The sequence below is a fragment of the Methanosarcina subterranea genome (assembly GCF_055385895.1).
In genome coordinates, this window is sequence record NZ_AP042426.1 from 85,453 (window position 1) to 110,069 (window position 24,617).

Annotated in this window: 22 protein-coding genes and 1 pseudogene; 13 read left to right on the top strand and 10 right to left on the bottom strand. The window is 41.3% G+C overall.

The window, feature by feature from the left end:
- Window positions 1-692 precede the first annotated feature (692 nt).
- Complete coding sequence (locus tag ACZ5A8_RS00380; protein WP_464533965.1) at window positions 693-2,126, top strand: methanogenesis marker 14 protein; 1,434 nt, start codon at window positions 693-695, stop codon at window positions 2,124-2,126.
- A 130-nt stretch (window positions 2,127-2,256) separates the two neighbouring features.
- On the opposite strand, the gene ACZ5A8_RS00385 is transcribed toward ACZ5A8_RS00380, so the two are convergent.
- The gene (locus ACZ5A8_RS00385) at window positions 2,257-2,583 is read right to left on the bottom strand and encodes a DUF2098 domain-containing protein (RefSeq protein ID WP_464531610.1); all 327 of its coding nucleotides are present in this window, start codon (window positions 2,581-2,583) and stop codon (window positions 2,257-2,259) included.
- 210 nt (window positions 2,584-2,793) lie between these two features.
- On the opposite strand from ACZ5A8_RS00385, the gene ACZ5A8_RS00390 reads away from it, so the two are divergent.
- Together ACZ5A8_RS00390 and ACZ5A8_RS00395 are read left to right on the top strand one after the other, a co-directional pair.
- The gene (locus ACZ5A8_RS00390) at window positions 2,794-2,934 is read left to right on the top strand and encodes a hypothetical protein (protein ID WP_464531611.1); all 141 of its coding nucleotides are present in this window, start codon (window positions 2,794-2,796) and stop codon (window positions 2,932-2,934) included.
- A 24-nt stretch (window positions 2,935-2,958) separates the two neighbouring features.
- On the top strand, window positions 2,959-3,096 hold the full coding sequence (locus ACZ5A8_RS00395) for a hypothetical protein (protein WP_464531612.1): 138 nt from the start codon (window positions 2,959-2,961) through the stop codon (window positions 3,094-3,096).
- Window positions 3,097-3,163: 67 nt separating this feature from the next.
- Here the strand turns inward: ACZ5A8_RS00395 and ACZ5A8_RS00400 are convergent, their stop codons facing one another.
- Together ACZ5A8_RS00400 and mptA are read right to left on the bottom strand one after the other, a co-directional pair.
- Complete coding sequence (locus tag ACZ5A8_RS00400) at window positions 3,164-4,279, bottom strand: RNA-guided endonuclease TnpB family protein (RefSeq protein WP_464531614.1); 1,116 nt, start codon at window positions 4,277-4,279, stop codon at window positions 3,164-3,166.
- A gap of 285 nt (window positions 4,280-4,564) precedes the next feature.
- Window positions 4,565-5,521: a GTP cyclohydrolase MptA gene (mptA, locus tag ACZ5A8_RS00405; RefSeq protein ID WP_229390577.1), complete on the bottom strand. Its 957-nt coding sequence runs from the start codon at window positions 5,519-5,521 to the stop codon at window positions 4,565-4,567.
- Between the two features lie 412 nt (window positions 5,522-5,933).
- Here mptA and ACZ5A8_RS00410 point away from each other — a divergent pair, with 412 nt between their 5' ends.
- From ACZ5A8_RS00410 to ACZ5A8_RS00420, 3 genes are all read left to right on the top strand, one after another.
- Window positions 5,934-6,218, top strand: a complete 285-nt coding sequence (locus ACZ5A8_RS00410; protein WP_229390578.1) for a non-histone chromosomal MC1 family protein — start codon at window positions 5,934-5,936, stop codon at window positions 6,216-6,218.
- A 245-nt stretch (window positions 6,219-6,463) separates the two neighbouring features.
- On the top strand, window positions 6,464-7,363 hold the full coding sequence (argB, locus tag ACZ5A8_RS00415) for an acetylglutamate kinase (RefSeq protein WP_464531615.1): 900 nt from the start codon (window positions 6,464-6,466) through the stop codon (window positions 7,361-7,363).
- A 371-nt stretch (window positions 7,364-7,734) separates the two neighbouring features.
- On the top strand, window positions 7,735-7,908 hold the full coding sequence (locus tag ACZ5A8_RS00420) for a hypothetical protein (RefSeq protein ID WP_464531616.1): 174 nt from the start codon (window positions 7,735-7,737) through the stop codon (window positions 7,906-7,908).
- A 148-nt stretch (window positions 7,909-8,056) separates the two neighbouring features.
- Here the strand turns inward: ACZ5A8_RS00420 and ACZ5A8_RS00425 are convergent, their stop codons facing one another.
- Both ACZ5A8_RS00425 and guaA read right to left on the bottom strand, forming a co-directional pair.
- Window positions 8,057-9,097: an archaeosine biosynthesis radical SAM protein RaSEA gene (locus ACZ5A8_RS00425; protein ID WP_464531618.1), complete on the bottom strand. Its 1,041-nt coding sequence runs from the start codon at window positions 9,095-9,097 to the stop codon at window positions 8,057-8,059.
- Between the two features lie 203 nt (window positions 9,098-9,300).
- The gene (guaA, locus tag ACZ5A8_RS00430; RefSeq protein ID WP_229390581.1) at window positions 9,301-10,218 is read right to left on the bottom strand and encodes a glutamine-hydrolyzing GMP synthase; all 918 of its coding nucleotides are present in this window, start codon (window positions 10,216-10,218) and stop codon (window positions 9,301-9,303) included.
- Window positions 10,219-10,774: 556 nt separating this feature from the next.
- On the opposite strand from guaA, the gene ACZ5A8_RS00435 reads away from it, so the two are divergent.
- From ACZ5A8_RS00435 to tnpC, 3 genes and pseudogenes are all read left to right on the top strand, one after another.
- On the top strand, window positions 10,775-10,918 hold the full coding sequence (locus ACZ5A8_RS00435; RefSeq protein WP_229390582.1) for a hypothetical protein: 144 nt from the start codon (window positions 10,775-10,777) through the stop codon (window positions 10,916-10,918).
- Between the two features lie 2,130 nt (window positions 10,919-13,048).
- Window positions 13,049-15,865, top strand: coding sequence for a DNA helicase RecQ (gene recQ / locus ACZ5A8_RS00440; RefSeq protein WP_464533966.1), 2,817 nt, complete (start codon window positions 13,049-13,051; stop codon window positions 15,863-15,865).
- A gap of 136 nt (window positions 15,866-16,001) precedes the next feature.
- Window positions 16,002-17,459: pseudogene (gene tnpC, locus ACZ5A8_RS00445) on the top strand (IS66 family transposase).
- Here the strand turns inward: tnpC and ACZ5A8_RS00450 are convergent.
- The 4 genes from ACZ5A8_RS00450 to hxlA all read right to left on the bottom strand — a co-directional run bounded on the left by ACZ5A8_RS00450 (window position 17,372) and on the right by hxlA (window position 20,367).
- A complete protein-coding gene (locus ACZ5A8_RS00450) occupies window positions 17,372-17,758 on the bottom strand; it encodes a hypothetical protein (protein ID WP_464531619.1) in 387 nt (128 codons plus the stop codon). The pseudogene tnpC and the gene ACZ5A8_RS00450 overlap by 88 nt on opposite strands.
- On the bottom strand, window positions 17,728-17,946 hold the full coding sequence (locus tag ACZ5A8_RS00455; RefSeq protein ID WP_464531620.1) for a hypothetical protein: 219 nt from the start codon (window positions 17,944-17,946) through the stop codon (window positions 17,728-17,730). Before ACZ5A8_RS00455 ends, ACZ5A8_RS00450 begins: the two co-directional genes overlap by 31 nt.
- Window positions 17,947-18,092: 146 nt before the next feature.
- Entirely contained in the window at window positions 18,093-18,881 is a 789-nt protein-coding gene (locus ACZ5A8_RS00460) for an A24 family peptidase C-terminal domain-containing protein (RefSeq protein WP_464531622.1), read from the bottom strand.
- 214 nt (window positions 18,882-19,095) lie between these two features.
- The gene (gene hxlA, locus ACZ5A8_RS00465) at window positions 19,096-20,367 is read right to left on the bottom strand and encodes a 3-hexulose-6-phosphate synthase (protein ID WP_464533967.1); all 1,272 of its coding nucleotides are present in this window, start codon (window positions 20,365-20,367) and stop codon (window positions 19,096-19,098) included.
- A 335-nt stretch (window positions 20,368-20,702) separates the two neighbouring features.
- Here hxlA and ACZ5A8_RS00470 point away from each other — a divergent pair, with 335 nt between their 5' ends.
- From ACZ5A8_RS00470 to pyrI, 3 genes are all read left to right on the top strand, one after another.
- Entirely contained in the window at window positions 20,703-21,182 is a 480-nt protein-coding gene (locus ACZ5A8_RS00470) for a DUF5788 family protein (RefSeq protein ID WP_322225946.1), read from the top strand.
- 104 nt (window positions 21,183-21,286) lie between these two features.
- The gene (gene pyrB / locus ACZ5A8_RS00475; protein ID WP_322225945.1) at window positions 21,287-22,213 is read left to right on the top strand and encodes an aspartate carbamoyltransferase; all 927 of its coding nucleotides are present in this window, start codon (window positions 21,287-21,289) and stop codon (window positions 22,211-22,213) included.
- Entirely contained in the window at window positions 22,210-22,680 is a 471-nt protein-coding gene (gene pyrI / locus ACZ5A8_RS00480) for an aspartate carbamoyltransferase regulatory subunit (RefSeq protein WP_464531623.1), read from the top strand. The genes pyrB and pyrI overlap by 4 nt, the downstream gene beginning before the upstream one ends.
- Before the next feature lie 222 nt (window positions 22,681-22,902).
- Here pyrI and ACZ5A8_RS00485 read toward each other — a convergent pair whose 3' ends face one another.
- A complete protein-coding gene (locus tag ACZ5A8_RS00485) occupies window positions 22,903-23,349 on the bottom strand; it encodes a hypothetical protein (RefSeq protein ID WP_464531624.1) in 447 nt (148 codons plus the stop codon).
- Between the two features lie 708 nt (window positions 23,350-24,057).
- Between ACZ5A8_RS00485 and ACZ5A8_RS00490 the strand changes: the two genes are divergently transcribed.
- The gene (locus tag ACZ5A8_RS00490; RefSeq protein ID WP_464531626.1) at window positions 24,058-24,531 is read left to right on the top strand and encodes a DUF5788 family protein; all 474 of its coding nucleotides are present in this window, start codon (window positions 24,058-24,060) and stop codon (window positions 24,529-24,531) included.
- The last annotated feature ends 86 nt before the right edge of the window (window positions 24,532-24,617 follow it).

Genomic DNA, 24,617 nt, shown 5'->3' on the forward strand with positions numbered 1-24,617 from the left:
TATGTGCTGTAATTTATTCTTATGGGTGAATAATTTAAGCTCGATTAAAAGCATTGCTTTGAAATCGAAATATTTTTTAAGAAATGCTGTTGAGATATGAGTTAAAAGATGTCACACTAAGAGAGATTAATGGTAAAGTAGACATAACAAGAATGATACTAAAAATATTACTCGAATACAACAAAAAGACCGATACAAAAATCAGGTGATCAGGATGGATGAGCAGAGATAATAAAAAGCCAGGGTCGTGAATCCGCTATAGATGGATAGTTATGATAGGACTTAACTGAAATAAACCAGCATTTTGAAGTGTTTTAGCAAAGATTATTATAGGCTTTGGTTAATACCTTCTTTAAACTTAAGATAAATTGTGTTCTTGTCATATCTCTTTATCAAATCCCGGAGATAAATATCTCCGGAATGTCCCGATGTTCAAAATATCCGGTTTCTAATTGTTGTACCCAACACATTCATATTAGATTCAACCAGGTTTAAGCAGTCTATATTGATTTAAATCAGCTTCAAATCAGTCTGGATTACGTTTGATTAAACTGCAAAAAGCAATCCGTCTTAAAATGAAATTCATTATTACATTCTATAGTACAAGTTCAATTGAATTCGACATTGGCAGTTCAACCTTACAGGACGTAGATTCAATTGAAACTATGTACAGATCCTCAGGAAGGGAAAAAATGGCTCTGAAACCCAGAATTGCAGAATCTCCTCAGGTTCGCTATATTGACCTTAAATCAAAACCATTCTTTATCGTAGCTTCAGTAGAAGTAGGAAATACCACAACCAAATCTATCCTTACAGCCACCAATATGGACACTGGAAGGACGCATATCGTAAACAAGGTCCTCCGCATGACCAGGGATGTCCGTCCTCCAAAACCCGGGGAAGCCGTGTTCGGAAAGACACTTACGGGAGTGGAACTCACGCGCGAGGCTGTTGCAGAACTGGTGAAAAGCACTCTTACCGAGTCCATGGAAAAAGCCAGTCTGGATATAAAGACTGACCTTAACTTTGTGGTACGCTCTACAGGTGTTGTTGCAGGTTTCGATTCTCCGGAAGAAGTTGGCGAATTTATCAAAGCCCTTGCTGACGGGTGTCTGATGGCAGGAGTTCCTCCAAAGAACATGACTCCGCCAATGTCCATCTCGAATATTTCTAAAAAACTCCAGAAATACAGCAAACTGGAAAAAGTCATTTTTGATGGGGCCGTAGCTGGCGTTGTGCCTCCGATAGGTTCTACTGGCGTTGAAATTGTTGCAAACGAGATGGAGGGAGAGCTCGCAACGGCAGGAATAAAGGAAGCTGCTAAACTAACGGATGTGGATTTCAGGAATCCATGTATCTCAATTGACTTCGGGACAACCCTTGATGGCAGGATAACAAGCCCTGACCAGCCGTATGCAAAAACAATTGGAAACTTCTGCGGATATGCAGGTGCAATTCCTGATGCCATTATTCGGGGCTCGAAGATTGTTGACTCAAAAGTGGGTACTGCTCTGGAAGTTTTTGAGAAACAGAAACCACCTTCTTTCCTCACTTTGAAAATGAAAGCTAAAGTTATCGAAGATTATTCAAGGCGCATTCATGAGCTTATAATTATTGAGAAAGTCCCTTCGGATCGAAAGAGGTATGGCAGTGTCCCTGTCAGGCCGGATGCAGCCGAAGAGATAGGTGTAACACTTATAGGTTGCGATGTGGGGGAAAATGGCTCAAATATGGGAAAACTGAGTGCAATAGGCGTGGAGATATGCAAAAGCCATGGGTTACCTATTGTTTATGCTGTTATTGACGAGGTAATGGCCGGAGTGGTGTGCAGGCTCATAGAAGTTGCAAAAAAAGAAGGTCTAATCTTTGAAGACACAACTTTCGGAATTACAGGCAGGGCAGGAATTACCGGGAACAAACCTAAATTAATTCTGAGCTGCCTGGAGAAAATGAACCTTGCCCCTAAAATCGATGAGAGAGTGGTCTTTGTGGATGACGGGCTTGCCAGAGGTGCAGCTGTTATGGCACGCTGCATGAACTCCCTGGGTTCACCTCAAAACCCACTTGGTGGCAGGCATGGCGGAAAATGCATTCTTGCACAGCGGATGAAAATGCAGGAAAGATGAAATGGTAAATTGAGCGAAATGATAGATAAAGTAAAACGGTGAATATTTCTTATAATGAACAAAGAAATGTTTAGAAAGTATATCGCAAAAACTGAAAAAAAGCCGGGTAATGGGGTAAAAGCAGGGTGATTTATCCTCCTGCTCCTCCTCCGCCTGCTTTTCCAAGATCGAAGCCCTGCATTGTTTCTCTTTCTTTTCTAAATCTTTCTTCCAGTTCCTTGGCAGTAAACTCCCTTTCCTCTCTCTTTTCTGCGGGTCTGATATCTGTAAGCTCCATAGTTTCTTCTCTGTACCAGAGATCGGTGCTTTCGAGCAGGACCCAAACTTTTCCCTGTTCGTCCTTTTTGATCTCGGTCACATAACTTACAGTATCGCTATTTACATACTTGGCAGCATCTCCCACTCTGATGGTCTTTTTGTTGCGCCCTACCGCTGTGATTTCTTCAGCATCAGCCATGCTTTCACCTCAAGGGCTTCCAGGACTGACATTACAGGCCCTGCAAGTCCATTTCTTCTTAAAATAACTGTTTTCCTTTTTTAATAACTATTTATAGGTTATTCAGACCCTTTAGCGAACTACTCTCACCTGCCTCTTCAAAGTCGAGGAAAGGGCTTTCTGCTTCATGGATTATTTTTGAAATTCCCACAAGTTTAATTCGGGCATTCCATGCCCTACTTATTTTTCGTCTCTATCTCGATCCGGCTTTACATAGTTTCAAGCAAAGAAGAGGCGTTTTTCCATGACTTTGTGAGCCTGAATGTGAACATTATTTACATTGGTTTCCAGGTCCTTGAATCCAGTGTCTAAATTATATTGATTTGAGGGTATATAATGATTAGGGGTAGCGAAAAGGTTATCGGTACAGTTGACGGTTTTCATCCCCTACCTGTCTTCTTTGGGATTGAAGAAAGGTATCCCGCTTTGAGGCAAGTTGTGGTTTTACCTGTAGCAGCCTCTAAAAAGCTCTGACAGATTTAATAGAGACTTCACAGTTTGAAAAGTGAACTACCCCTCCCTAAAGCTCTGGCCTAATGGCTCAAGCTTTTGAGGGAGGTGCTTCCTGCTTCATTCTCCAGAGCAACCTCTGCGAGTCCACAGGCTCTACCTCTTGTCCCAGGAGTGCAAATTTTTTGATGTTAATAGCGGCATTAATGTCTCGATCGTGGTTAGTTCCGCAATCGGGACACTGCCACTCTCTTATTTCTTCAGTTAGATCTTGATATTTGTATCCACAAACGTTACAGGTCTTTGATGAAGGTTCCCATTGTCCTATCTTCAATATAGTTTTTCCTAACCATTCTGCTTTATACTGTAATTTCAGGACAAAACTATACCAACCTGCATCTCCGGTTGATTGAGCACGATTGTGGTTTTTCATTATTCCCTTGATATTCAATGTCTCAATAGCTATTGCTTGGTTATCGCTTATGAACTTTTTTGAGACATTGTGCTGGAAGTCATGTCTTTGAGTTGAGATTAGTTCGTGCAGTTTTGCAAGCTTATGTACTGCTTTTCTTCTGTTTTTAGAGCCGATTACTTTTCCCGAAACTCTCCTCTGCAAACAATTCAGCCTTTCAAGAGAATTCTTCAGGAATTTAGGATTATCAATTTTCTCTCCTGTTGATAGTGCAGCAAATGTTTTGAGTCCTACGTCTACTCCGATGAGAGTAGCATGAGAAAAAGGTTCGGGTTCTGGTAGTTCTATTCCATCATCCGTTAAGACGCTTATATAGTATTTTCCAGTAGGAGTTCTCGATACTGTTAATGTTTTCATCTTTCCTTGAAAAATGTCTCTGTGCATCTTAACTTTTATCCAACCGAATTTAGGCAACTTAATTTCTAACTTTTCTACATTAAGATCATAATGTTGTGGAAGCTGGAAAGAAAAATGATGATCCTTTTTGCTTTTTCTTTGAGGATAACCGAATCCGAAATTGAAAAAGTTTGTGAAAGCTTTATTAAGATTTCGGCCTGCTTGCTGAAGTGCCCCGGCGTTAATCTCTTTTAGCCAGGGATATATTTCTTTTAGAACTAACAAGTGATTATTAAGATCAAATTCAGAAATACTTATTCTACACTTTCTATATAATGTAGATTTAATATTTAGAAGTTTGTTATAGACGAACCGAGTACTACCGAAGTGTTTTTCCATAAGAACTTTTTGTTCTTTGTTAGGGTAAATCCTGTATCGGTTTCCTCGTTTCATTAGCATTATATATGTTTTGAAACTATGTTAAAATTAACAGATTTACTATCTGTAGAATGTCGGGAAGTTGACGGCTTCCATCCCCCACCTGTTCGATCCGGTAAACCGGATCTCCTGAGGAGGGGGTCTTCTCGCCTTAAGAGATAAAAAGAGAATTTAAAGTTTGCTAATTTTTCAGTAATCGATTACTTTCTCTCACTATGGGTAATTTTCTTTTATTGGGTAACCTCTTTACTGGTTAATCTCATTTCTGAGTTCTCCCATGAGAGCTACCCTTTCGGCAAATGCGTTGTGCCTGTGTATGCTTTCCTCATTAATCTGTTTGATAGTGATTACTGCATTATCTGGAAGTTTCGGGAATTCTTTTACAATATTATCTGCCATTGCCCTTACACAGTCTTCCACAAACTTGGGGTTCATGTGTGCAGTTTCCACAACAACTTTCTCGTCTGAGCGCTTCAGGATCTCATAAACGCTTGAACTCATGGAGCGTTCGATTATCTTGATTATGCTTTCCAGGGAAACATCAAAATCATGAGCTACTTTAATTGAGACAATACCTATTCCGCGCTGATTGTGGGTAGCCATAGGAACCTTTTCAAGGAATTTTATGATTGTATCCCTGTCAACCCCAAGATCAGCAAGCTCATTTGCAGCCTTATCTCTCATTATCTCCTGAGCGCAGGGGCACGCAGTCATTCCCACAACTTCAGCTCCTATGAGCTTTTTCACATCAAAGTAGCCTTTGTTTCCGTCGCCTCTTACAGCCGAAGCTTCAGCAAAGATATTAACGACTTCCTGACACTTGATCCCTGTCGAAGGGGAAGTACGCCTTATCATATATTCGCTTTTCATCCTTACTTCAGCCTGATTTGCATATTCGTGGCGGCCAAGCAGGTTATGTGCAATATCACTACACAGCTGTTCTATTTCGTACACCGGTGTGCTGAGGACCTTTTCCAGTACTTCGTCTACAGCTTCGAAGTTCCTTGAAAGGTTTGCTCCCTTACGATCTGAGGGCAGGTCAACAAAGACATCAAAAGTTGAAATCAGCACTATCGGACGTTTGTCCTTTCGTTTGATTTCAACCAGCTTTTTCATGTTTGTTACCCCAACACGGGTGAGGTTGATGGCTATGCTTGGTCTGCTGGCCTGGACGTCCGGGAGGTTGAAAGTACAGTGTTCCATATTTAACCAGATCCGTGAAAAGATGAGTATGTGCTTGATTGATAGAATAAAACCTTAACAAATACATAATTTTTATTATATGCATTTGGAAAAATATAGTGACCATAAGAAGTTATAGCATGTAAAGTTTGTGCTTTCCAGGCTCTTTTCCAAAAGTACAATAAAATCTATTTTGTAAGAATATCTAAAAACCCTTTACTGAATCATATTTTAAACCATATTTTTAACAAAGGATAAATATTTAAATATTTCCCATTTTGACCACAATATATAAAAATTTAGTTTATATCTCCTGTACAGATTAAGAGCCTTTTTGTATAAACCAATAACTATAGGCAACATCCTGAAGAAAGATTTTATATACTTTAAAAATTAATCAGTGTCTAGCAATACAATTTGCGAGGTGACCTTTATGTCCAACACAAGAAATTTTGTTTTACGAGACGAAGAAGGCAATGAGCATGGAGTTTTCACTGGAAAACAGCCTCGTCAGGCTGCTTTGAAAGCTGCAAACCGGGGCGACGGTACTAAATCCAAACCGGACGTCATCCGCCTCAGAGAACGCGGGACAAAGAAGGTGCACGTTTTCAAGGCATGGAAAGAACTTGTCGCAGCCCCCAAAAATAGGCCTGACTGGATGCCTGAGAAAATCAGCAAGCCCTTTGTCAAGAAAGAAAAGATCGAAAAAATCGAGTAAAACTCTATCCCTCACATGCCCTGGAAATCGGGGTTCTTTCTTTTTCTTTTTGATATTCAGGTACGGAATTAGCCTGGACAGGCCTTTGATTTCTACTATCCGGGCTGGTTTATTTCTCTAACCACTATACATTTTTAAATTTATAAGAGAGTTTGCATCTATTTGCTTTTTATTCAATCCCTTCTCAGCTTTTACCTGTGGTATTTAACGATAAGTTTAAAAAGAGATTTTCTGATTCCTAAATCATGGAACTCAAAAGAGAGAATGTGCTTATCGAAGCCCTGCCTTATATGCAGGAGTTCTATGGTTCGATCATGGTTGTCAAAGTAGGTGGAAACGCCATGGTCAGCGCCCAGATCATGGAGGATATCATAAAAGATATCGTCCTCCTGCGTTATGTAGGAATCAAACCTGTTATTGTACACGGGGGTGGGCCTGAAATTACTGAAAAAATGGAACGCATGGGCAAAAAGGCTGAGTTCTTCCAGGGACTTCGTATTACAGATGACGAAACTATGGAAATTGCAAGAATGGTTTTGGTAGGGAACATAAACACAAAGATTGTGTCCCTGATCGGGATATTCGGCGGCAAAGGTGTCGGATTTACTGGCTATGACGGAAGAATGATCCTTGGCCACAAACAGGCTGCAAAACGTGTACTTATTGACGGCGTGGAAACTGAAGTAGATATAGGCTGGGTCGGGGAAAGTGAAGTCATAAATCCGGAAATTCTCCTTATTATGCTTGAAAAAGGCTATATTCCTGTTATCTCTCCGGTTGCTGTGGATGCAAAAGGCAATGCCCTGAATATCAATGCTGATACAGTTGCAGGAGACATTGCAGCGGCTTTGCATGCTAAAAAGCTTATCCTTATGACCGACGTTTCCGGTCTCCTTAGAGACATGAAAGATCCTGGTAGTCGTATCTCCCGTGTAAACCTGGATGAGATTGATCCTCTTATTGGGGAAGGAGTTATCAGGGGTGGTATGATTCCTAAACTCAAAGGCGCTGCTGTTGCAGTTAAAAGCGGGGTAGAGAAAGCGCATATCATAAACGGAAGCGTTTCTCATTCCATGCTTCTTGAACTTTTTACTGACGGCGGAGTCGGAACAATGATTTACGGGCCGGATCACCCACCTGAATAATTACAGGCAGCTGATTCGTCACCTTCTGGCAAAAAATCCAAAGCTCAAAGAATCTAAGGCAAAGAATCTAAGGCAAAGAATCTAAGGCAAAGAATCTAAGGCTCAAGAATCCAGGACTATAGGTAAAAGGCATCCACGGATTTACTTATCAGGCCTGTCAGGTTAAACCACTCTGAGGACATCAATTAATCAAATAAGAAGGGGAGAAGGTGTCAGGGCGAATACACTTCCCCTGGCAACTGAAACCACAACCTTTACCGAAGGGTTACTGAAGAACATGGGACGCGATGACCGTGTACTGGCAGCAGAACTAGATGGAAAAATCGTAGAGATTATGGGGTTCCATCTATTCAAAAGTGCCAGGTAAAGGCATGATATTAAGAGCCGAATACCAGGGTCAGGGTATTGGAAAAAGGCTGCTGGAAAACATTCTAGACCCTGCAGATAACTGGTTCATGCTTGTAAAGGTTAAGCTTGATATTGACCTGCCCGAGTTGAGATTTGGGGTTATAGGAAATGGAGATTCCCTGGGAGTTTCACTGTAAGTGCAACAACCTGCTGCCCTTTTCTCTTTGCTCAAGAGGGTTTTTTATAAGCTCTGATACAGCACTTCGCTCAAAGGACTAATTTATAAGTGGACTCATTATTGGCTTTGGCACTTATATTTTTCAAGCGAAGTGTTTTTCAGCAGTCTTAGTCTAAAATGGGCGTCCCATAAGTGAAGTCTTCGATTTCCAGGACTTTTTTCCAGAGTTCCTTACATTCACAGTCTGTTGTACTGAGGTCCGCAGGGTTCTGGGTGATTGAGAAAGTCCTGAGGGAATCGGCAACGTCTGAGCTGCAGATTTTACAGTTATGGGGGCCGCGTTTTGAGCCTGCGCCGACGGGGTCGGACATCAGGGGGAGGTCAGGGTGGGCGGCTTTTGCTTTCTGGAGAATTTCAATGATGCTCCAGAGCCAGGGTGGGCGGTACTGGCCTTTTTCCCAGAGCGCTTCGACAAGGGTACCTTTCTGGACATTGCATAGATTAATGGATATAGTGTCCGCATATGGAGCCGCATCGTCTATGGAGCGTGTGATATCTTCCATTGCCTGTTTTTCGGAGAGGAAGAGAGGCTTGAGCATAAGGTAAGCTTTTATGGTTACACCATGCTTTTTTGCGATTTCTGTTGCGCGGACAAAGTCCTGGAACGTAAAACCCTTGTTAATGGAGTCTCTTCGGATTATGTCCGAACTTGTTTCAAGCCCGAACGCGAGTTCGAAGGGTTTATCTTTCAGGATATTCAGACAGGCCTGTATATTCTCCTCGGTTACGAAGTTAGGGCGTGTTTCAACAAGCACCTTGATGACTCTGAGATCCTCTGCAAGGGTTTTGAGAATTTCATCTCTGGCTTCAGGAGGGACCTCCTGCTCGTCAAGGAAACTGCCTGAGGTAAAGATCTTGACCATGAATTCAGGGAATTTTTCAGCTTTCCTCATCGCTTTTACAAGCTGGACTCTATAGTCTTCGAGGGAAGGGGGCTCATTTGCACAGTCATAGACATAGCCGCACATTGTACAGCCTCCGGCTTTTCCCCAGCGGCAGCCTGCGCTTTTGAAGATGATAGTGAGGGTCTTTGTTTGAACCCCATTTACAAGGTCCGTTCCGGTCCAGCTTGCCGCAGGTTCGTTCGTAGGTGAGGGCTTTACTTTAATCCGCTGCCGGATATCCAGTACTGCTTTATTAAGGGACATGGGCTTAAAACTCGCTTTGTAAATTAGTATTTGTTAATTAGTATTTGTGAATTTGTACCTGTGGATAATATCTCACTTTATGACTTTCACTTTATGACTTACTGTCCAATTTGTAAAAAAGCCGATTGAAGCCTTTCAAGGCTTCACTTTTATCTTATATTTTTATGATATCTTTATTTTCCGGTTCCAGTATTCTCCGGGTTTTACTCAAACTCGATTGTTGCAGGCGGCTTGGGCGTGATATCATAGACTACCCTGGCCACTTTCGGGATTTCAGAGGTGATCCTGGCTTCCAGATGTTTGAGCACATCCCACGGGAGTTCAAGCGCTTCCGCAGTCATCCCATCTCTCGACCCAACAGCTCTTACAGCTACTATCCAGCCATAAGCCCTTATATCTCCTTTTACTCCTGTTCCCTTGCCGAGTACGGCAGCAAAAGTCTGCCAGGGACAGAATCTGTCAAGGAGCTCTTCTTCGACTATGAAGTTGGCTTCACGTACTACCTCGAGCTTCTCCTCAGTAACTTCTCCGAGAATCCGCACAGCCAGCCCGGGTCCAGGGAAAGGCATCCTTTCACAAATCTCATCAGGCAGCTGGAGAGCCCAGGCAACTTCCCTTACCTCATCTTTGTAAAGGTCTTCTATGGGCTCAACTATTTTCTTGAAATCCATTACGCTCGGCAGCCCTCCAACATTATGGTGGGACTTGATTCCGCCTTCTGACTCAATTCTGTCAGGATAGATCGTGCCCTGGATCAGGTAATCGGCTGCAAGCTTCTTTGCCTCGTCTTCAAAAACGCGGATAAAAGTCTCGCCTATAGCCTTCCGTTTCTCTTCAGGGTCAGTAACACCTTCCAGGGCTGCAAGGAACCTGTCCTTTGCATAAACAATATCCAGGTTCATATGGGAGAAGATGTGCTTTATCCTCTCTGTTTCTCCTTTCCTCATAAGCCCTGTGTCGATGTAGATTGGCTGCAGCCTGTCCCCAATTGCCCTGTAGGCCAGCTCCGCACAAACAGAACTGTCCACACCGCCGGAAAGTGCAATAATTGCCTTCCCATCCTTTATTTCCTGGCTGATCTTCTCAACTGCTTTTGGAATGAATTTTTCAGGTTTTACCATTAAAGTGCTCCTTCGAGTGAATCTTTCCTTTGAAGAAATGATAGTGATTGGTGAATGTATGAAAATTATTAAGATTTGATTATATTTTATTGTGATATATGAGTCAGTGCATGGGGTTTTTGATATTTAAAGGTATAGTCGGAGAATTCGTTGATTTCCTTCTTTAATTCAGCTAATTTTTAAGTTATTCCCGTTATCCTGAAGGCCAGATGCTTGCCTGTTTTTACAATTTCCGTAAAGCCCAAATTTTCTCAAAAATCTCTTGAAAATATTTTTATTGTATCTTACTGTCCAGTACCTTACTCGCTGGTAAGATTTCAGTGGATGACGTATCTTTATTCCTTCAAGAGATGCATGAAAAATGCGGGTAATGACTTGAAATAAAAAGACCCGAGAGAAAATTAGGCAAAAAAATCAATGGGAGAAACTTATATGAGCATTTTTTAATCCTTAAGTTACTTTCCAACTCCCTCCAGAAAACCAGAAATTACAGTTATATATTAAGCTTTTCCAAAATATTGCTAGTAAAAAGGTCAGACCGGAGTTAGTGATAGTTATGGGTAATGAAAACTATGAAATGATTGATAAGCTTGAGAGTATTGCAAAGTCCCTGGAGAGCATGGCAGAGTCTCAGAAAAGAATAGTTGACATTCTGGAATTGCTAGCGCAGGAAAAGGGCATTATGGATTTGGAAACATAAGGATTTATCGATAGTAAAAAGCAAAATTAAATGAAAAAAAACATAAGGACTATATGTGTTGATTTTATCTACTGAAGGACTTTTGCTTTCAGCAGCCAAGAGGTTTCCGGGGGTAAATATGTTACCAAGTATCAGTTTTTTCAGGATTGAAAAGACCTGATAATCTCAAAAAAGTAGAAGTAAGTACCAGATTTATTTTTTTCGAGTACCTGTTTGATACCCCTCAACTTCCTCTGGAAATTTATTCAGAGAAGTCTGTTTTAGTTTTGTGGATTAAAAGCTTAATTTCACTTCCAGGCTTGATTTCATTTCCAGTATAATTTCATCTATTTCTCGTGAAATACAGGTCTTTAGAAGAGATATAGTTCCATGGAACGTTTTTCCGGACATGTTATGTGATTGCATTGTTAGATATATACCAGATATATTCTTCTTTCTTATATCATAGAGAGCGTGAAAAAATTCTATAATTTAATCCAAAAAATTAAAAGGTAATATCTAAAAAAGGATGTATAATATAAAGGTGGCAATATAAAAGCTGACAATATAATAAACAACCTGACATGAAATACCCCTGTTTCTGAATATTTATTCTTGCATTTATATATCAGTACAGTTCAAATTAAGAAGAGGGGAATTGGAACTTTGAATACAGAAAAAGCGTTAAAGTTATGGATGATTCTGATGTTTATATTGATGCTCGGAGTGCTGTTTATTCTAACTATGGTCATTGCTGCTGGTTAATAAAACACATCCTCGGACAAAAAAGCTCTTGTTGTTCCAAGAGGAAACCTTTAGCGAAATTTTTATCCCATTCATTAATATGAAGTTTTACAGACCAATTTCTTTGAACAATTTACGTTAGTTTGTTCCCGGGCGATTGTGTTCCTGGAACCAGCATATATGAACTTAACTGAGAGTTGAGATCTGCTGAATATAAAATCGGCTGGATGTAATCTGCCAGTCGGATATTTAAAGCTCGAAATTAAAAAAGGTATTTTGCAAATGATGGAAGTAAAGATTGACGTGCGGCCATACTTCTTCCCCCTCCTTCTCTCACCCCTCACCAGGCACTAACTTCCCAGGCGCTGAGGATGCCCGGTTTAGAGGTTTAGAGCCGCTCCATTCCCCCTTCTTTACTTCCATATTTGCTTTTCCGCCTTAGCGGCCTCACCTTTTCTTCTTAAGTCCTATCATCTCATGAAGAAAAGGCACCATCATCGTTACTAAGAAGTTTTCCTCTTCAGTGCGGGGCTTTAATTGTCACGGCACTGGAACAGGAGTACTTTGCATATCTAGGGAATTACTCTGTTAAATATTCTGGATGAACTAACCACTTAATCTACAGCTACTTTATAGTTACTTCCAGATTATCTCTATAAAGTTCACCGGTCTTGAATTTAAGCTGCTCTCTTTACACATTCTACTTACCAATAAAGTTAAACGTTATCATTGCATAAATTTCTTTCTAGAGTATGTGTTAAGATTTCTTTTTAGAGTATGCGTTAAGTTATCTCCTCTAAAGGATCTCTCCATTTGCTAAGTTACCTGAGTAAGGCAGGTCCGCATTTCTATTTCTCTGATTTTAAAAAGAAGCTTATCTCTCATTTTTTGAAAATAACTAAATGTCTTTCCGATCTCCGGATGCGTAATACTTTCACCCTGCATACCTGCAACTTAAATAAGATGAGTCCAAAACATCACAGCATTGCGGATTCACAAATAAGTATAGTTGTTGTGCAAGTGTTATAATCGATTTCATGAGTATATTTATCTCATAAATTGACTCCATTGGTCATCGGTTAAGGAAAAATCGTTATCACTTGCATTGATTTTCATAAAATTTGTTAAATTATTCATCAAATGCAAAACTGGAATCTGATATCGATTTCAATTTAAACACTAAACATTTGGGTTTGAGTTTTTCCGTCGAAATCGAGATCCGCAGCTCAAAATCCTTAACCGAATACAAATGAAATTGACTCTATTTATCTCATAAATTGACTCTCAAGGATCTTCTCGATAACTATAATGGTATGGTACGAATTCTGCAAACTCAGGGATGAAACAATGGGCATTGATTACGGAGTATTAAGGGATAGTAAAAATGAGCTTGAGTCCATAGTATTGATGTCTGCCAGAATGCACTCTGTACTCCGCCAGTACTTCGGGTATACTGCTTTTCGCCCTCTGCAGGAGGAAATTATCAGGGATGTCCTGGACCGAAAAGATGTCTTCGTGCTCATGCCTACAGGAGGGGGCAAGTCAATTTGCTACCAATTGCCCTCTCTTCTTATGGACGGGGTTACTGTCGTGGTTTCTCCCCTTATTTCCCTGATGAAAGACCAGGTGGACGGGCTTGAAGCAAATGGAATTGCTGCGGCATGCCTGAACAGTACCCAGAATGCCAGAGAGACCCGGGATGTTAAAACAGCTTTTCTGGAAAATAGGTTGAAGATATTATATGTTGCGCCAGAAAGGCTTATGATGCCCGGGACTTTTGCTTTTCTGAAGAAAGGTAAGGTCAGCCTCTTTGCAATTGATGAGGCTCACTGTATTTCGGAATGGGGGCATGACTTCCGGCCTGAGTACCGGAAACTGAAACTCCTGAGGGACTCAAAGACCGGCTTTCCTGATGTACCGGTTATTGCGCTTACGGCTACAGCTACCGGTAGGGTCAGAAAAGATATTATCTCCCAGCTTGGGCTTGGTATCGATCCTGAGAAAGGTACTTATGTTGCCAGCTTTAACCGGAGCAACCTTTACTATGAGGTCAGGCCAAAGAAAGACACCTTTTCAGAGATAACTGACTACCTGCTCAGGCACAGGGGTGAAGCCGGAATCATTTATTGCCAGAGCCGGAATAACGTGGAAACCCTTACAAAAAAGTTGAACGTCGCCGGATTCAGGGCTCTTCCCTATCATGCCGGACTTTCAGATACCGAGCGTGCCCGAAACCAGGATATGTTCATAAAAGATGATGTGGACATAATAGTTGCTACAATCGCTTTCGGGATGGGAATCAACAAGTCCAATGTCCGGTTTGTGATACATTATGACCTTCCCCGGAACCTTGAGAGCTATTACCAGGAAACCGGAAGAGGAGGCAGGGACGGCAGCCCATGCGAATGCATCCTTTTTTTTAGCAGGGGAGACCGCTTTAAGATTGAGTATTTTATCGCGCAAAAAACAAATGAGAAAGAAAAGGACATTTCCCTTGTACAGTTAAGGCAGATGGTGGCATACTGTGAAGGAAATAAGTGCAGGCGTCAGACCCTTATGGAATATTTCGGGGAGGAGCTTTCAGCCTCATGCGGGAACTGTGATACCTGCCTCAGACCTAAAGATACCTTTGACGGGACCGGAGCTGCCATAAAACTGATTGCCTGTATTCAGGAATTGAACCAGCGTTTTGGAACGAACTATGTTATTGATGTGCTCACAGGCTCAAAGAATAAAAAGATCAAGCAAAACCGCCATGAAAAGCTGAAAGCCCATGGCAGCGGCAAGGAATTTACTAAGGAACAGTGGAGGTCGCTTGCCTCTGAAATGCTGAATACCGGACTTCTTGAAGTAAGCGGAGCGCAGTACCCTGTCCTGAAACTGAATGCCATGAGCAGGAAAATTTTAAAGGGATCAGAGAGTGTTGAACTTGTCTGTCCTGAAGGTTTCATTCCCGGAACTGAAGAGAGTTTTATGCCGCCAGCGCCTGCAGGCAAAACTTCAGGAATGGATGAAGACGATATACAGCTTCCTGCCGGCGGATATTCAACTGCTACTGATATTCTTAAAAAAGCAAAGCTCAGAGGGCTTCAGAGATCGGGGACAGAACACGACCCCATCCTTTTTGAGCGGTTAAAAGCCCTGAGAAAGCAGATTGCTTTAAAGAAAAATCTTCCTCCATACATCATTTTTTCCGATACAAGCCTCAAAGAAATGGCTGCAAGGTTTCCGCGCACCCCTGAGGAGTTCCATTCAATCACAGGGGTAGGAGACCATAAACTCCGGAAATACGGAGACGATTTCCTCAAAGAGATCAACGATTATTGCAGGGACTACGACTTGATACCTGCGGAGAAAGCCGGAAGTTCCGGAGATAACTGGACTGAACCTGAAAAAAAGAGGAAAGCCTTAAAAAGCTCAGTGCATACGAGCCCAGTTCAAGAACTCAAAGTCGAAACTGAGGCTCTAGGAAGTGAAACTCCTATCCCGGAAACCGGCGATGAGAACACATTAGAAACTTCCTCCGACAAATCCTCCGAAAGACCTTTAGAAACACGCAGGTTACCGGTTAAGAGAGCAAGGTATTTAGATATGAGTATCCAGGACTGGTCAGAAGAAGAATCTGCTTCTGATAACCTTAATGATATAGACTTTGAAGGAAGTTTCCCTGAATCAGTTGGCAATATCCCTGAAGCGGATAGTCTTGAAAATCATTCCGAAAATGGCTATCTTGAGATGGAACCTGTCGAAGAAGAGCCTTTCACGGCAGGTTCTTTTAAACCTGATAGCCTTGAAGCAAGTTCCCTTGAAACGGGTTCTCCTGAAGTGAATTCTCCTGAAGTGAATTCTTCTGAAACGATTTCTGACGAAATAGGTTTTTCTGGGCTCGAATCTTCTGATATAGATCTCTTCAAAAAGGCTTCTCTTGAGAATACTTATTCGCTCTATTTGCAGGGGTTCGATATTGGTGAAATTGCAGAAATCGAAGGCTTGAGTGTGAAAAACGTCTACAGGCAGTTTGAGAAATTAATACTTGCTGGAAATGTCAGAAAAATTGAAGGGCTTGTGCCTTCGGAAAGACAGAAGCAAATATCGGAGACACTGGAAGTACTGGAGATTGAACTTGACTCCCTGATCAGGGCAAGGGTTGGAGAAGGAAGCCAGGAAGAGGAACTGAAGCTTATAAGAGCTCTCCTCCTGTCAAAAATGCTCTCATCAATCTGAAGAACCTGAAAGAAGTTCTTTTCTATAAATTATTTTGTTTTTTCGTAACAATTCAGGTGGCCTTTGAAAGGCTACAATTTTTCCTCTTTTCGAGGAAAAATTGCATATAAATTAAATCCTATTTTGTTTCGTTATTATGCTTACACGTGAAGAGATCCTCGTTATCTATGAAGCTGGTCCTGAAGCTGTAATTTCTGTAATCCAGAGACTTGAAACTATCATAGAAGAACAAGCTATTCGAATTGCTGAACTAGAAGAACGTGTAAGGATTTTAGAATCTCGCTTAAATCAAAATAGCAGAAACAGCAGTAAACCTCCTTCTACTGACTTTTTAGTCAAAGAAAAACCTAATCCCAAGAGTCTCCGGAAAAAGAGTGGGAAGAAACCTGGAGGTCAAGAAGGTCATCCAGGCACAACTCTTGATATGGTTAATGGTCCTGATTAGGTAATTGAACATTCTTTGACCTGCTGCAAAGAATGTGGACATACTCTTGAGGATGTTGAAGTTGAAGCTTATGAGAGAAGACAAATTTTTGATATTCCTCCTGTAAATCTAATTGTTACGGAACATCGAAGTCAGATTAAGACCTGTACTCACTGTGGAAAATCAAATAAAGCTTCTTTTCCAGAATCTGTGAAATATCCCGTCCAGTATGGTCCTAATATTTTAGCTTCAGCAATTTACTGTAAAAACTACCAGTTTATTCCCTATAAAAGGATTTTAGAGTTTTTTGATGACGTTATGGGGATAAAAATCTGTTCTGCTACGATAATCAGAGCAGAAAAAGAATGCTTCCGGAATTTAGAGGAGTTTGAAAATATGAGTAAGGAGAAGTTAATAACTTCTCCTGTTATCCATTGTGATGAAACTGGGATGAAAATTGAAGGAAAAAGGCATTGGCTTCATGTAGCTTCTAATGACAAATACACCTGTTATTTTGCTCACTCAAAAAGAGGATCAAAAGCAATTAATGCCATGGGAATTCTTCCAGAGTTTAAAGGAATAGCAGTTCATGACGGATGGAAACCCTATAACAGTTATGAATGTGATCATGCTCTTTGCAACGCTCATCTCCAGAGAGAACTTACTGGAATTGAGGAGAACTATAAACAGCAATGGGCTAAAGAGATGAATGAACTGTTAACAGAAATGAAAAAGTATACTGATGAATGCAAAGAGCAAGTCAAAGATCTGGATTTTGAACAAATTAAAGCGTTGGAAGAGAGGTTCAATGCTATCGTCATGAAAGGGATTGAAGAAAATCCACCTTCTCTAAACCCTGAAAAACATGGAAAACGTGGTAAAAATCCAAAAACAAAAGCAAGGAACCTACTTGACAGGTTTATAGAAAACAAAGAACAGATCCTGAGATTCCTCAATGATTTGAGAGTTCCATTTGAAAATAACCAGGCAGAAAGAGACATAAGGATGATGAAATTACAGCAGAAAATATCAGGAACTTTCAGAACTATACAAGGAGCGGAAGCTTTCTGCAGAATTAGAGCTTATATTTCGACCATTAAAAAGAACGATTTACCTGTTATAGAAGGTATTCTCGCGGCGCTCAGCGGAGCACCGCTAACTATACCCTGAGTAGTTACGTTTTTTCTTTCATTTTTTACCATGATAATAGCCGAATCTCCATCTTTCAGTTCAACTTCCTCAGGCAGGGATATTTTTATACTGTTTGCTACTTCCAGAACAACAGGAGGATCAGGGCTAATTTCATACTCAATACTGTTATGCTGGAGATAAACGCCGGTGCTTTCCCCTAAGTTAACTGGCTCTCCTCCTTCATGTTCTATTTTCAAGTTCTTTGAATCGAGTATCTGGACATCCAATTGTGTAAAAGTTCCTGATTTCAGGGCTCTTTCCGTACTCTCTCCGAGCACAGCTCCCCCATGAGAGCAAGGAGTCCCATACACGTCATTGCGAGGGCAACGACTACAATGCGGTTTACGGCTTTCTCATCACATCTTAATCTACTTGAGGGCCTTCTTAAGGATTTACTTAAGGACCTGGTTATAAATCCATTAATGAACCCTGAACCCGAAATAGCTTCACCCCCATGTGGAAGCAATTTGAATTCTTCATATTAATTTATTAGCATTGCTATTTATTAACATTGTTATTTATTAACATTGTTATGCATTTTTATGTATAAAAAAGTTTCAAGACTCTCTCAGTCCTGAATCAGTCCCTATATTATGGGATTACTTACTACGTTTATATTAGATGATAAAGCCATGCAAGAATTTTCGTCATGAGATAATAAATGGGGTCTCCTAATATAACTGCCAGAATAAAACTTGCTGTTATAGGAATCATAAACGGAAGTCCTGGAGTTACCCAGACAATACTGTCAAGGAGTCCTTTTTCTTGATGTGCCTCAAGTCGGGAGAGAATATTATGATTTACATTAATTCCTCTGCCTGCAAAAAAGTGAAGTAGCTTCCCGTTATTCAGCTCAAAACGTTCAGCTAGCCGGATATGTCTGCCATTTTCTAGAAGTTCTCGCAGGTCCTTAATTTCTATTCTGTATGCAAAAAACATATAAAATGGCTTTTTGAGCATCTCAGGAGTAAAATGTAGAAGGTTATAACAGAGAATTCCTAACGGTACGGCAACGGTAAGTAGGAAGGCATTTTCAAGGATAGTAAACGCAAAGATCCCTGCAGGAGGCACTCCAAGTAGAGGAAAATCATAGCCGTAAAATTCCAGGGTAGGGTAAACCGGAAAAAGAGTGCCTATCACTATCAGGGCTTTTGCATCCGCACCTCCGAAAATTCTTATCTTGAAAAACAGATAAGCCAGAAAAAAGCTGGAAAAAAAAGAAAAAACTAACCGGAAAAGAAAGAACATTCCCTCATCCAAAGTCTCATAGAGTAAGAAGCCTGAAAGCGAAAAGAGCATAAGTTTCCATACATGGTCTGGAACCCTGCGGGTTTTCAGGTCAAGGTAAGATGAGTAAAGGAGAAAAGGCAGACAGGCTGCCAGCTTCAAAACTTCTATCATGTGTATGTTTCTGCTCTGTTATTTTCTGTGTTTCTCCGTTTACAACCTTTTTTTCGTACTGGTTTTTATTATTTTCTATAGCTTTGTTAGTGCAGTTTTTTATTTCGGGTTTTGACTCCCGGTTCTCATCTATGTTTTTATTCCTTTGTCAATCCCGGTTTTTCCGGTTTTCTGTTTTTCCGGTTTTCAAAAGTTTGCCAGATAATTGCTTTTCTCAAAACTTTTCCCATTTCTTGAGTTCCAGAATCTCTGATAGGGTCCCACCTCTCCGGATCTCATCAAAAAGCCTCTTTTCTGTTTTATTTACTTCCTTTGCCCTTCTTGCGAGTTCGTAGGCGCGTTCCTTTGGAACAACCACAACTCCGCTTTCATCGCCTATTATATAATCACCGGGTTTTACAATCTGGCCTCCACAGGTGATTTCAGCATTTATTTCTCCAAAACCTTTCGGGTCTCCGGCATTTGGCACTGTATTGCTGGTATAAATCGGAAGCCCGAGATTCTCCACTTCGTCAATATCTCTTACAGCCCCTTCTATTACCACACCTGCAATTCCCTTATTCAGGCTGCTCAGTGTCGCAAGCCCTCCCCAGCAAGCAATATCCTTGCTTTCGTTATAGATTACTATTACATTTCCTTCTTTTGCGATATCAATGGCTTCGACTGTTTTTGCCCAGTCCCCGGCAAAAGACTGTACCGTAATTGCAGTTCCTACCATTTTTCCTCTTACCAGGGGATGGATGCCTTTCATTGCCCCTTTTCTGTGCATGGCATCCGAGATATTTGAGGTGGAAACTTCCTTGAAGATCTCTCTTATTTCATGATCTACAGTTCCCCTGCCCCGAATGTCTACAGACTCCGGAGAGTCCACACTCTGCCTGACTTTTCTTGCAGCTTCTGTTACATTGTCAGAACGGGTTATGTTACCTCCCACTATCACAATCCTGGCACCTGCCCTGATTGCCTGAGCTGCACTTTCGGCATCAAGTCCTCCGGCAACTGCAAGCTGTACGCTCACCTTCTCTGAGATTTCCATTAAAATGGATATAGGGTCCTTTCCAATCATCTGCTGGTCTATGCCTACGTGAACATTCACATAGTCTACACCCAGAGCCTCGAGTTCTACTGCCCTTTTTACAGGATCAGGAGCCGATATCAGGTCTGCCATCAGCCTGACCCCATATTTGTGAGCTGAACGGAGCGCGTCAAGAATTGTAGAATCATCTGCACTACCGAGAACAATAACTACATCTGCCCCGGCTTTTGCTGCCATCTCTACTTCCATGGCTCCGGTATCTACGGTTTTCATATCGGCAAGAATTGTCCTTTCCGGAAAAGCTTTCCTCATGGTACGGATTGCATTCATGCCTTCGCTTTTGATCAGGGGAGTCCCTATTTCAATCCAATCCGCACCTCCTGCGACTGCTTCCTTTGCAATCTCAACTGAGCGGTCAAGTTCCAGAAGATCAAGTGCAACCTGAATTATGGGAATAATATCACCTCTATGGGAAACCAGAAAATTGGGAGTTAGTTTTTTATACGGTTTCCATCATGTTTTCATTTTTCAATTTTATTATGTCTTATTTTTACTGCGCACTTTTATTGTCTTTCTGATTCAGTTAGTCTCTCTATTTTATTTGTTACTGCCCATTTTTAGTATGTGAGTCCCTCATTATCTATATTACTTTTTATTCCGAATTCTCTCATTTGAACGCTTTTACCTCCAAAGTTTCATCTTCACAGCAAAAAATCCGGCATTAAACATGGCTGCCACAAAAATTTTTTGATCAGGGAGGACAATTTAGTTGTTGGGGATAGATCATGGAAAAGAACCTTAAAACAAATGAAAAAGAAGAGTGCTCAAAAAAATTTATAACTGATGCGGAACGCAAACAACTTCTATCCGCTTTACATTCCCGCCTCTTCTGGGTAGGGCAGCATATCCCGGATTATGTGGAATTTGAGGGAGAAACATATCCGCTTCATAATTATGTATGGGAATTAATTCAGAAAGACAGCCTTACTGCAGGTGAGAAATCCAGAATAGATAAATGCATCGATATTATTTCGGCAAAAGAAAAGAAGGACGAAAAAGAGCTTGAAGAGAAGCCTCTTACCCAGGAGCAAGCAAACTCTCTCTACCATGAGACTGCAGGCCTGCTGCGTGCAATAATGGACCTTAAAGAAATTGAGAGTGGTGCTCTTAAAGAGAGTACAAAACGCTTTCAAGAGCAGTTTGTCAACCAGAGGGTTAGGGATGCCAAGCTCTGGCTTGAATTCATAAAGAACGTATCAAAGTAAAATGGCATAACCCTTGTACGGATCAGGGCTTGATTGTTGCGGCACTGATCTGGAAAACGTCCGGAGCAAAGGTTATATCTCTGAGGATCATTTATGAAAAACGGATGTCATTCAAGAACCGTCACGTCATCTCAATGAAAGATTTTTCGCGGGAAGAAATCGATTATGTTCTGGACACCGCAGAAAAACTTGAACCTGTAGCCAGGGGCGAGGAAATGTCCCGGCTGCTGGAAGGAAAAATTGTTTCTCTTCTTTTCTTTGAACCAAGCACAAGAACAAGGCTGTCTTTTGAGGTTGCTACGCAGAGGCTCGGAGGACAGGTCCTGAATCTGGGCTCAGTTGAGGCGAGCTCCGTTATGAAAGGGGAAAACCTTGCTGATACTATCCGTGTAATCGGTAAATATGCAGACCTTATCGTACTGCGTCACCCGCTTGATGGGTCGGCGCGAATGGCTGCGGAGTTTGCAAGTGTCCCTGTGATCAATGGAGGAGATGGCTCTGTCCATCACCCTACCCAGACTTTTCTTGATCTCTATACAATCCGCAGAGAAAGCCATCTTGAAGGCTTGAAAATTGCTATGGCAGGAGATCTTAAATATGGGAGGACCGTCCATTCTCTTTGCCATGCCCTGTCCCTTTACGGAGCGGAAATGACCTTTGTTTCGCCTCCAGAGCTCCAGATGCCCTCCGAAATTGTCCGGGATCTTCGGAAGCAAAAGATCCGCATAAAGGAAACAGATTCTCTTGAGGAGATAATAGGAGATATCGAAGTCCTGTACATGACAAGAGTTCAGAGAGAACGTTTTCCCGACCCTGAAGAATACGAGAAGGTTAAAAACAGGTTGAAGGTCACAGGTGAAATTTTGAAGGCGGCAGACCCTGACCTCAAAATCCTTCATCCTCTTCCGAGAGTAAATGAAATTTCTCCTGAGGTGGATGCAACCCCCCACGCATGCTATTTCGAGCAGGCTTTCTACGGAGTACCGATAAGGATGGCACTGCTTGCCCTGGCAATGGGGGTGATTGAGTGAAAGAAAAAAGGGACCTGAAGATCCAGGCAATTGAGAACGGGACTGTGATCGATCACATAAAAGCCGGACAGGCTCTGAATGTCCTGCGCATCCTGGGGATTTCCAGTGCCTTTAGGGCAACTATCAGTTTCGTGATGAATGCTCCAGGGGCGGGAGGAAAAAAAGATGTTGTTAAGATCGAGGGCAAGGAACTCAGTGTTGAGGAACTTAACAGAATAGCCCTTATTTCTCCTAAAGCTACAATCAATATCATAAGGGATTTTGAAGTGGTTCAGAAAAATAATGTTGTGCTCCCGTCTTATGTGGAAGGCGTTGTCCGCTGTACGAATTCCAACTGTATCTCAAATAGCAGTGAACCTATAAAATCCAAATTTTCAGTATTGCAATCAGAAGAAGAAGGAGTTTCCCTTCACTGCCTGTACTGTGAACACGTCATTTCCGAAGAGATTGCGGAAAATTTGCTGTAAAGGTTTTTGAAAACTTTGGCTTAAAGATTTTTAATGAAAAAAGGAGTGCAGGTCCTGAAAAAACACAAAAATTTACTGTAACCGGAGGGAGAACCTGGATCCGGTTAGAAAAATAGTTTTTGTTCCGTTTTTTCTCCTGAAACCCACCGGGAAGCCGGTGGGTAAGGATGTGTATGATTTATTGCAGTCTAATCTCACTAAATTTCACTAGTGCAGTTTTTTTTAGAGCAGACCATTGTTATAAGCATCAAGCTTCTGATACAGATATTCTCCGGATGGAATCGAGCACTTTCCTACCTGTGTGCGCTTCTGCCATGCGTCACTGTTTGCCTTTACACCACTGCCAGCCGGACCAAAGTAAGGGACTGCACCCATCCACTGGTCTGCATCTGCGATTGTATTCTTTATCTGACATGATGGGCATCCATTAGCTACATTCAGTTTGGCTGCAACAAGTGCATCGAACATTGTATAAGTTTTGTCCCCTTTAACAGGCATTTGCATGGTTTCTATTGCCTGTGCCTTGGTATACTCTATATTACCTATTTTTATGCATTGAACGGGCCATGCTTCCGGATGGTTTTTCCAATAACCAGGGCTTTTGCATTCGTTAGTTCCACAGTCGCATGCTGCTGCAACTCCACTCAATGCGATCAGGCAAGCTGCCATTAATAAGATTTTAGTCAAATACCTCAAGTTTTTCACTCCCATTTTTATGTATAGAGAAAAAAGATTTCACATGCTCAGATAAGGAAATATTATTTTTACAACTTCTACCTCTTCCCCAGGTTTCCTATCTGATTGCCAGTTAGTCTAAATTCCCTGACAACTAATATAATCTTAAATATTTAATACTTTTCTGTATAATATTAATACTTCTGTTTTAGATGGATTTTCATAATAAATTATATGGCTGTCAGGAAAAAATGGTTTTCTTTTCTTCTTAAAGGCACAATGTAGTTGTTTTTTAGATTGAGATAAGAAATATTATACTAACAGGACTTCGGACTCTTTGGTTTATTTTGCAATTATTAATAAAAAATTAAAATTGATAAATGGAAATTGAGCAAAAAAATGTATATAGAAAAATTCAAACGTAGCTAACTTGCTTGAGAATACAATAAACTGAAGTCTCCCAGTATTCTGTTCAGATTGGCACTTTATCCGGGCTGGAGCCCTTTTTAATGAAGAGGAGATGGGAGAAAGAGCAAATCCTGGTATTGCCGGATATCGGGAGAAGGACCCCTTAACTGAATCAAATTACAGTAATATGGTTTGAGGTAAGCTTCCTTTAGATTGTTTTCCTAGCCAGAATAGAAAAGAATATGAGACCGGGAGAGGAAATCATAAAAGTATACTGGATCTGAGGAAAAAGTTATGCTGAAAGATGAGAAAAAAACAAACAAAACCGAAATAGGATGGCCTGGTTATCAGGAGCGCAATAAACTCCTTTGGAGCCTCAGGAGCGGCTTTGCCTGGGCAGGAAAGAAAATCCCTGAAAGCGTGGAGATAGATGGTGAGGAGTACAGGCTGCACGACATGGTCCGGGAACTTGGAGAAAAAGAAATCCTCAATCCGGAAGAAACTGCCGAAATCAGGGCTCTTATCCCTAAACTGAAGGAAAAGGCAAAAGCAGATGAAGAGCTGCTTGAAACCGGGGAACTTACAAAGGCAGAAGCAGAAGCTCTCTATGAAGAGGCAGCCGGTCTTTTGCGGGCGACGATGGAGCTGAAGGGTAAATTTGAGGGGAAAGGTGGGGAAAAAGGTGCCGATGAATTTAAGAAGATGCTCAATACCCAGAGGGTTGTGGATGAAAAGGGCTTTCAACAACTCTTAAAAAGCCTGAAATAATGAGTTTGTTTTGTGCTTTTCCCGGGGAATCTTCAGAGGGAGCTTTTCATCGGGCACCATCCCATCAGTTTTCTGAAATATTATCA

Bases quoted from the DNA above. Each gene is read 5' to 3' on its own strand.
- ACZ5A8_RS00390 (WP_464531611.1), top strand. From the start codon at position 2,794: ATGCCCTACTTATTTTTCGTCTCTATCTCGATCCGGCTTTACATAGTT.
- pyrB (WP_322225945.1), top strand. From the start codon at position 21,287: ATGTCATTCAAGAACCGTCACGTCATCTCAATGAAAGATTTTTCGCGG.
- ACZ5A8_RS00490 (WP_464531626.1), top strand. From the start codon at position 24,058: ATGCTGAAAGATGAGAAAAAAACAAACAAAACCGAAATAGGATGGCCT.
- ACZ5A8_RS00425 (WP_464531618.1), bottom strand. From the start codon at position 9,097: ATGTCCCTTAATAAAGCAGTACTGGATATCCGGCAGCGGATTAAAGTA.
- ACZ5A8_RS00470 (WP_322225946.1), top strand. From the start codon at position 20,703: ATGGAAAAGAACCTTAAAACAAATGAAAAAGAAGAGTGCTCAAAAAAA.
- ACZ5A8_RS00435 (WP_229390582.1), top strand. From the start codon at position 10,775: ATGGGTAATGAAAACTATGAAATGATTGATAAGCTTGAGAGTATTGCA.
- argB (WP_464531615.1), top strand. From the start codon at position 6,464: ATGGAACTCAAAAGAGAGAATGTGCTTATCGAAGCCCTGCCTTATATG.
- ACZ5A8_RS00395 (WP_464531612.1), top strand. From the start codon at position 2,959: ATGATTAGGGGTAGCGAAAAGGTTATCGGTACAGTTGACGGTTTTCAT.
- ACZ5A8_RS00485 (WP_464531624.1), bottom strand. From the start codon at position 23,349: ATGGCAGCTTGCCTGATCGCATTGAGTGGAGTTGCAGCAGCATGCGAC.
- ACZ5A8_RS00420 (WP_464531616.1), top strand. From the start codon at position 7,735: ATGATATTAAGAGCCGAATACCAGGGTCAGGGTATTGGAAAAAGGCTG.
- guaA (WP_229390581.1), bottom strand. From the start codon at position 10,218: ATGGTAAAACCTGAAAAATTCATTCCAAAAGCAGTTGAGAAGATCAGC.
- recQ (WP_464533966.1), top strand. From the start codon at position 13,049: ATGTCTGCCAGAATGCACTCTGTACTCCGCCAGTACTTCGGGTATACT.
- ACZ5A8_RS00460 (WP_464531622.1), bottom strand. From the start codon at position 18,881: ATGATAGAAGTTTTGAAGCTGGCAGCCTGTCTGCCTTTTCTCCTTTAC.
- ACZ5A8_RS00380 (WP_464533965.1), top strand. From the start codon at position 693: ATGGCTCTGAAACCCAGAATTGCAGAATCTCCTCAGGTTCGCTATATT.
- ACZ5A8_RS00410 (WP_229390578.1), top strand. From the start codon at position 5,934: ATGTCCAACACAAGAAATTTTGTTTTACGAGACGAAGAAGGCAATGAG.
- ACZ5A8_RS00400 (WP_464531614.1), bottom strand. From the start codon at position 4,279: ATGGAAAAACACTTCGGTAGTACTCGGTTCGTCTATAACAAACTTCTA.
- ACZ5A8_RS00385 (WP_464531610.1), bottom strand. From the start codon at position 2,583: ATGGCTGATGCTGAAGAAATCACAGCGGTAGGGCGCAACAAAAAGACC.
- mptA (WP_229390577.1), bottom strand. From the start codon at position 5,521: ATGGAACACTGTACTTTCAACCTCCCGGACGTCCAGGCCAGCAGACCA.